7 protein-coding genes (2 of these 7 running past the window's edge) are annotated in these 7,500 nt (G+C 43.7%); 6 read left to right on the forward strand and 1 reads right to left on the reverse strand.

Annotated features, from left to right (window positions below; genetic code table 11):
- The 6 genes in view from infB to LEP1GSC062_RS04650 are tightly spaced (at most 51 nt apart) and all read left to right on the forward strand, a layout consistent with a single transcriptional unit that may run on beyond the window.
- A protein-coding gene (infB, locus tag LEP1GSC062_RS04625; protein WP_010578489.1) for a translation initiation factor IF-2 crosses the window boundary here: on the forward strand, positions 1-1,377 show its 3' portion. The gene continues 1,263 nt to the left of window position 1, outside the view; only the last 1,377 of its 2,640 coding nucleotides appear in the window; its start codon lies off the left edge, out of view; it ends in the stop codon at positions 1,375-1,377.
- A 12-nt stretch (positions 1,378-1,389) separates the two neighbouring features.
- Positions 1,390-1,743 carry a 30S ribosome-binding factor RbfA gene (gene rbfA / locus LEP1GSC062_RS04630; protein WP_002726152.1) on the forward strand — a complete coding sequence of 118 codons (354 nt, stop codon included), beginning with the start codon at positions 1,390-1,392 and terminating at the stop codon, positions 1,741-1,743.
- On the forward strand, positions 1,700-2,629 hold the full coding sequence (gene truB / locus LEP1GSC062_RS04635; protein ID WP_039941144.1) for a tRNA pseudouridine(55) synthase TruB: 930 nt from the start codon (positions 1,700-1,702) through the stop codon (positions 2,627-2,629). Before rbfA ends, truB begins: the two co-directional genes overlap by 44 nt.
- A 51-nt stretch (positions 2,630-2,680) precedes the next feature.
- Positions 2,681-2,947, forward strand: a complete 267-nt coding sequence (gene rpsO, locus LEP1GSC062_RS04640; protein ID WP_002632045.1) for a 30S ribosomal protein S15 — start codon at positions 2,681-2,683, stop codon at positions 2,945-2,947.
- Positions 2,948-2,954: 7 nt separating this feature from the next.
- Positions 2,955-5,048 (forward strand): polyribonucleotide nucleotidyltransferase, encoded by a 2,094-nt coding sequence (pnp, locus tag LEP1GSC062_RS04645; RefSeq protein WP_010578487.1) that lies wholly within the window; start codon positions 2,955-2,957, stop codon positions 5,046-5,048.
- Positions 5,049-5,069: 21 nt separating this feature from the next.
- On the forward strand, positions 5,070-6,353 hold the full coding sequence (locus tag LEP1GSC062_RS04650) for a M16 family metallopeptidase (RefSeq protein WP_139357278.1): 1,284 nt from the start codon (positions 5,070-5,072) through the stop codon (positions 6,351-6,353).
- 279 nt (positions 6,354-6,632) lie between these two features.
- Here the strand turns inward: LEP1GSC062_RS04650 and LEP1GSC062_RS04655 are convergent, their stop codons facing one another.
- Positions 6,633-7,500, reverse strand: the 3' portion of a protein-coding gene (locus LEP1GSC062_RS04655) for a hypothetical protein (RefSeq protein ID WP_039941148.1). 857 nt of this gene lie beyond the right edge of the window; the window shows 868 of its 1,725 coding nt (coding positions 858-1,725); its start codon lies beyond the right edge, outside the window — the gene reads right to left on this strand; the stop codon is at positions 6,633-6,635.

The raw sequence follows: 7,500 nt of genomic DNA on the forward strand, positions 1-7,500 counted from the left end.
CGCGGCCTTATTACTTTTTTAGATACTCCGGGTCACGAAGCATTTACTTCGATGAGAGCCCGAGGGGCGAAGGTTACGGACATCGTAATCCTCGTAGTCGCTGCGGATGACGGAGTGATGCCTCAGACATTGGAAGCGATCAGTCACGCGAAAGCGGCCGAGGTTCCGATCATAGTTGCCATTAACAAGATCGATCTTCCGACGGCAAACCCGGACAAGATCATGCAGGAACTTGCCAATCACGGTCTTCAATCGGAGGAATGGGGCGGGCAAACGATGTATGTCAAAATCTCCGCTCGAGAAAACATAGGAATTGATAAACTTTTGGAAGTAATTCTCCTCCAAGCCGAGGTGATGGATCTCAAGGCCAATCCGAAACGAAGAGCAAAAGGAACGATCATAGAAGCGAAACTGGATCCGGGTCGTGGATCGGTGGCAACGGTTCTGATTCAGAACGGAACTCTTCGTGTGGGAGATCCTTTCGTTGCGGGAGTTTTCTCCGGTCGCGTAAGAGCGATGTACAACGATCTCGGACAACTGATTGAGGAAGCAGGACCCGCATTCCCGGCTCAGGTGACCGGTATCGACGGAGTTCCGGATGCGGGAGCGCCGTTTGACGCGATGGCGGATGAAAAAGAAGCCAGAAATATTTCTCAACATAGAATTGAATTCGAAAAAATCGGAAACGCGGGTGCCGCGGCCGGAACCACTTCTAAGGTAACTCTTGAGAACATGAACGAGTATATCAAACTCGGCGCTTTGAAAGAACTCAAGGTCATCATCAAGGCGGACGTTCGCGGTTCCGCCGAGGCGATCAAGGAATCCTTGGAAAAACTTTCCACTCCGGAAGTAAAGTTGAACGTGATTCAATCCGGCGCGGGTGCGATTGTGGATATGGACGTTATGCTCGCTTCTGCTTCGAACGCTCTGATTATCGGTTTTCACGTGCGTGCAAATCCGAAAACAATCGCTCTTGCGGAAAAAGAGCAGGTTCAGATCAAGTATTACAATATCATCTATCAAGTTGTGGATGAGATCAAATTGGCGATGGAAGGACTTCTCGAACCGGAAAAGATCGAGGAAGTGATCGGAACCGCCGAAATTCGAGAGATCTTCAAGGTATCCAAGATCGGAAATATTGCCGGTTGTATGGTTACATCCGGAAAAATCCAGAAGTCGGCGAATGTTCGCGTAATCAGCGACGGAGTAACGAAATTCGACGGGAAACTTAAATCTCTCAAACGGGTCAAAGACGATGTAAATGACGTCGTGTCCGGTTTCGAATGCGGTATTCAAGTGGACGGATACAACGACTTTAAAGTCGGAGATACGATCGAAGCTTATAATGTAACCGTAATTAAGCGGAAACTGGAATAGGAAAGCCGGACCTTGAATCCGATCCGAAGAAGAAAAATCGAAGCGGAAGCCGTTCGTACCGTTGCGATGATGATTCTGTCGGGCAAAGTAAAAGATCCAAGGGTGCATATGGTTTCCGTACATCGTGCGGAAATATCTGAAGACGGAAAGAACATGAAAGTATTCGTAACCGCGATCTGCACGGACAAAAAAAAGTTAAAAGTACTATCCGGACTCAACAGCGCCGCCGGTTTATTTCAAACGACGTTATCCGGAAAGTTAGGACTTAGAATTACGCCTAGAATGCAATTTCTTTGGGATGAGGAATATATTCAGAGTTTGGATGAATCGCTCAGACTTACCAGAAAACCCACGAGTGCGGACTGAATCCGGATTTTTGCTCATCCATAAACCGGAAGGGATGACTTCTTCGGATCTAGTAGTGGCTGTCCGTAAAAAACTTAAATTCAAAAAGGTCGGTCATACGGGAACTTTGGATCGGGCCGCAAGCGGTCTTATGATTCTTCCTGTCGGAAGTTGTACTAGTTTTTCCAGTGTATTCTTAGAAAAAGAAAAATCGTATCAAGCCTGGGTCAAACCGGGAGAATCCACTGATTCCGGAGATAAGGAAGGCGAAATCTTAGAATCACTTCCGAAAGAACAAACGGAAATTTGGTTTCGGGAACATCGAGAGAAACTCAAGGACTTATTCGAGCAAGTTCCAACCTGGGAAACTCAGGAAGCTCCGGAGGTTTCTGCACTTAAGGTAAACGGAAGGAGAAGGTCCGATCTCTTTCGAGAGGGAGTAGCATTGGTTCCCGCTGTGCGAAAGATTCGAGTGTATCAGTATGAACTCGGAATATTTTCTCCCGAATTGATTTCTTTTAAGATTCGAGTTTCTGCGGGAACTTACATCCGTAAGATTGTAATGGATATTTCCGATCGTGTTGGTTTTCCGCTTCGTTTGGAGAAATTGGTCCGCACCAGTATTGGTAAATTGAATTTGAACCAAGCCGATTCGTACGAAAATCTATTGGAAGGAAAAGTTAATATTTATCCTCCGGAATCGATTTTGGAATTTCCCACCGTGGAAATTCCGAGCACAGAAGTGAAAAACGTGCTCAACGGGAGAAAAGCAAAATTGGAATGGATTCCCGGCACGGAGTTTCTTCTCGTTTCCCCCGAAGGGGAGATTCTTGCTTGGTGCAGAAAAGAAGAGCATGGAATCCATGAGTTGGATTATAAATATTTAAGAGTCTTTCCTAAAAATTAGCTTTAAAGAGGTGCCATTGCTTAAAAAATGGTAAAAAGGTATATTCACTCTATGATAGCTGCTGAACAGAAAAAACAAATTATCAGTAATTTTGCCCGCAAAGCGGGAGACACGGGTTCCACTGAAGTGCAAATCGCTCTCATTGATGCGAGAATCAAAGAACTCAACGAACATTTCAAGTCTCATAAAAAAGATTTTCATTCTAAAACCGGTCTTTTAAGACTCGTAGGCAAAAGAAAGAAACTTCTGGATTATCTCAAAAGAACCGAATTAGACCGTTATAAAAAACTAATCGAAACTCTCGGACTCCGTAAGTAAGTTGTCCATGACGCATACAATTTCCGGCCAATATGGCCGAGATACGATCGTTCTAGAAACCGGAAACTGGGCAAAACAAGCCCACGGTGCCGTAGTTTATAAATCCGGAAATCTAGTTTTGCTTGCCACTGTTTGTGCAGCTGATGATGCAAAAGAAGGACAAGATTTTTTCCCTCTTACCTGCGAATATACCGAAAAACTCTATTCCGTCGGCCGTTTTCCCGGTGGCTATTTTAAACGGGAAGCCAAACCTCCTGAGCATGAAATTCTTATTTCCAGAATTATAGACAGACCGATTCGGCCTCTGTTTCCGGAAGGATATTTCTGCGAAGTGCAACTTCAGGTCCAAGTTCTTTCCGCGGACGGGGACGTTTCCGTTGCAGGACACGCGCTGAATGCCGCAAGCGCCGCATTAACGATTTCTGATATTCCTTTCAACGGGCCGATTGCGGGTGCGAGAATCGGAAGAATCAACGGAGAGTTGATTTTGAATCCGACTACGAAAGAAATCGTGAACTCCGATTTGGATCTGGTTGTTGCCGGAACTAAAACTCATATCGTCATGATTGAGGGAGAAGCGAAAGAGCTCAGTAACGAAGAAATGCTTTCGGCTCTTCGTTTCGCTCAAAAGCATATCGCCGAGTTTGTAACTCTTCAGGAAGAATATGCAAAAAAAATCGGAGTTGTCAAACGCGAAGTTAAGTTGAAAGCCCGGGACGTTGAACTTCTTGCTAAAGTAAAGGAATATGCGTTTGCAAAACTAACTGCCGCAAATCAAACTCCCGACAAAACCGCTCGTAATAAAGAAATCTCTAATGTGAACAAAGAAGTTGTCGAGTTCTTCAAACAAACCGTAGAAGAAGAGGACAAGATCAAAGATATCAAAACGTATCTTCACGAATTGGAATATGAAATCGTTCGTGAACAGGTCCTCACGAAAGGAACACGTTTCGACGGAAGAAAGTTAGACGAAATTCGTCCCATTTCCGTAGAAATCAATCCGCTTCCCGGTCCTCACGGTTCTTCCGTTTTTACTAGGGGGCAGACTCAATCTTTAGGGGTTGTGACTTTAGGAACAGGGTCTGACAATCAGAGATACGAGACTTTGGAAGGTCAAAAAGAGAAGTCCTTCATGTTGCATTATAACTTTCCTGCGTTTTCTGTGGGTGAGGTTCGTAGATCTTCCGGTCCCGGGAGAAGGGAAATCGGACATGGAAATCTGGCGGAACGAGCTCTCAAATTGGTTCTTCCTAAGTCGGAGGAATTTCCGTATGTGATCCGTGTCGTATCTGAAATTTTAGAATCCAACGGTTCCAGTTCTATGGCCTCCGTTTGTTCTGGTTCTTTGGCGCTCATGGCTGCGGGTGTTCCGATTAAAGGAAGTGTTTCCGGAATTGCGATGGGACTTTTTTCGGATTCTTCCGGTAAGTATGCGGTGTTATCCGATATTGCCGGTTTGGAAGATCATTTCGGAGATATGGATTGTAAGATCGCCGGAACCAGAAAAGGAATCACCGCCTTTCAGATGGATTTAAAAGTGACCGGTGTCAGTTTCGACGTTTTAGAAAGTGTATTCGAACAGGCACAAAGGGGAAGATTCCATATCTTGGATATTATGGAAAAACATATCTCCAAGGCTTCTGATAGTTTAGCCGGAACTGCTCCTAGAGTTATCGTTCGAAATATACCTAAGGATAGAATCGGCGAACTCATCGGTCCGGGCGGTAAAAACGTTCGAGGGATCAGCGAACTTACGGGAGCGGAGCTTTATATAGAAGACGACGGAAGAGTGACCATCTCCGGTTCCAACCAAGAATCCGCGGAAAAAGCGGCGAAGATGGTGGATGGATTTTTCGCAGAGGTCGAAGTAGGAAAGATATACGAAGGAAAAGTAAAGCGGATTGCGGATTTCGGAGCGTTCGTCGAAATTCTTCCCGGTAAAGAAGGTCTTTGTCATATCTCTAAGATCGATTTTAAAAGAGTAAATTCCGTGAAAGATATTGTCAAAGAAGGTGATATCATTCGAGTCAAGGTTTTGAATGTGGATAAAACTGGAAAGATTGATCTCTCCAGAAAAGACGCTCTTGAAGAAGAAGTATAAGATTTTTTTAATATTCCCTTGGTGCAGGAACCTTCACAGTTAGTCTATAGAAAAGTTCTGTCCGGGGGAATTACGGTCCTCTTTCAACAAGCCCCTCATACAGTCAGTGCTTCAGCAGGAGTTTTTGTCCGTGTCGGCTCTAGACACGAATCTACCAAGAATGCCGGTTATTGTCATTTTTTGGAGCACATGCTTTTCAAGGATACGGCTAAACGAACTGCTAAACAACAGGCCGAGGACATCGAGAGGGTGGGCGGTTTTACCAACGCCGCTACTTCCAGAGAATACACTTACTTTCACGTAAGCGTAGCGGCAAAACATATCGGTCTCGGCTTAGAACTGTTAGCCGAAATGATCTATGAACCCTTGCTGAAACAATCAGACATAGAAAACGAGGCAGGAGTGATTTTGGAGGAGCTTCAAGGTTACGAGGATTCTCCGGAGGATTATATTCACGATTTCTACTATCAGAACTTTTTTCCTAAGAATTCTCTGGGACGGGACATCATCGGGACGAGAGAGTCCGTTTCCGGGGTCGATCATAAAAGATTATCAGAATTTTATAATACGTATTATCATACGGAAAATATGTTTCTTTCGATTTCCGGAAACTTCGAACCGGACGAGATTTTTGCGATCGCCGGAAAGTATTTTAATAGGCTCAGAAAGAAAAAGAAAGATATCGATGCACCTTCCTTGCCCAGGAAACAATGGGGTTACTTTCCAAAAAAGAAAAAACTGGAACAGGTTTATTTCGTTTTAGGTGGAGAGGGGTTTGCAAGAGAATTTCACAATGCTTCTTTGGCGAGCCTGTTCACTCACATCTTAGGTGGTGGAACTTCTTCCAGACTTTTCCAAAAAGTTAGGGAAGAGAAGGGACTTTGTTATCAGATCACCGCCTATCCTTCCTCTTATATAGACGTAGGTATTAATAGCGTCGTTTGTTCCACTTCCAAGGAGAAATTCGTTACTTGTTTGGAAACGATCTCCGACGAAATCAAATCGATTTTGGATCGTGGAATCACCGAAAGGGAACTTCTAGATGCGCAGTCCAACCACGAAGGTGCTCTTTCGATCAGCTACGAACAAACCGAATCTCGTATGAATACGATTGCACTGATGGAATTGTACTATGGCCGTAATTATTCCTACGAAGAAAGAGTGAAAGAAATCTACTCGATCACTTTAGAGGATTTGAATCGTTTCGCAAGGTCGGCCTTGGGGATTCCTAAACTACATCTTTCCGCGCTCGGAAACTTGGGTTTGAAAGAAGAGAAAGCAGTTCAAAGGCTTTTTTCTTTGTAAGGAATTTTTTTAAGTTATATTCTATTTTTATATTTAGATAAGATGGCGCCCCTTCTGGCCCTGAAAAACGTAAGAGTTCCTACAATTTTGTGAAACCAAAACATCTCGCTTTTATTGGCGTTCAAAGAAACTCAATCTCAACGGATCGTTCGATAGGTTTTTAAACCGCCTTTTCGTCGTTAAACCCGATGGAGTTCCCGCATTCTTAAATTTTAGGACAGCTCTAAGGTCGTGGGCTTACTTTAAAAAATAAATTATAATTTAAGAATATTCTAAAAATTAAAAAGGAAATTGTGCTTGCAGATTGATCCAGATGCTCTCGTTTTTACTTTCTCTTTTTCTAGAGTGACTTACCGTAAGCGCGACGTAAGGCGAAAGAAGTCTGAGACGAAAAGAGGAAGAACGATCCGTAAAAATCAAACTCGTTTCGTCTCTTGCGGTTCTCGCTTCGAAAAGAGAATCAGTATGATTGCCTTCTTTCTGGAATAAAAAAGCCCCTTCCAAATTCCAAGTCTCGTTAATTCGAAAGGACCATTTTCCTTCGGTGATTTTATCTCCGTTGATTCTCCATTCTTGTCCCGCTTCGATCGTAAATCGTTTTTTGTAAAGTCCGTAATAAATTCCACGGCCGAGAGTTTCGTTCGTATAATTTCTGAGAGAAAGAAAAATTCCGCCCCAGGACGGATTGTAAAAGACCGGAGCTTTGCCTGCGATGATCTCCCAACGTTTAGAATCGTTTTCGGAAACAGCCGGGTTGACCGGTTGGAATTCTTTTGCTCCGAGGCCCTGTTTGTTTTCGTTTTGTAGGGGATGACTCCAAGCGCGAATCCATTCTAAAGTGAAGGTTGAGCGAGAAATGAATCCGAAACGGACTAGTTCTGCTTTGCCTTTTAGTTCTTTACGATCTGGGTCGAGGGCGAAAAGATCTTCGCTTTTTCCGCGATAACCCGTGAGTTTTAATTCGGAATCGAATTTTTCGGAACCCGCAGAAGAATAAAAGGTTCCATCGATCTCTTTTTTTTCACCAAAGGTTTGAATTCTGGAAATGATTTTGGGACCTGCAAGGGAGAAATCTTTCGATTGAAAGTTTAAAGAAGCGTAATGTTTTTTTATTTCGGGAGAATACGCGAACTCGAATAACTTGAGT

The organism is Leptospira alexanderi serovar Manhao 3 str. L 60 (assembly GCF_000243815.2).
In the GTDB taxonomy this organism is placed as follows: domain Bacteria; phylum Spirochaetota; class Leptospiria; order Leptospirales; family Leptospiraceae; genus Leptospira; species Leptospira alexanderi.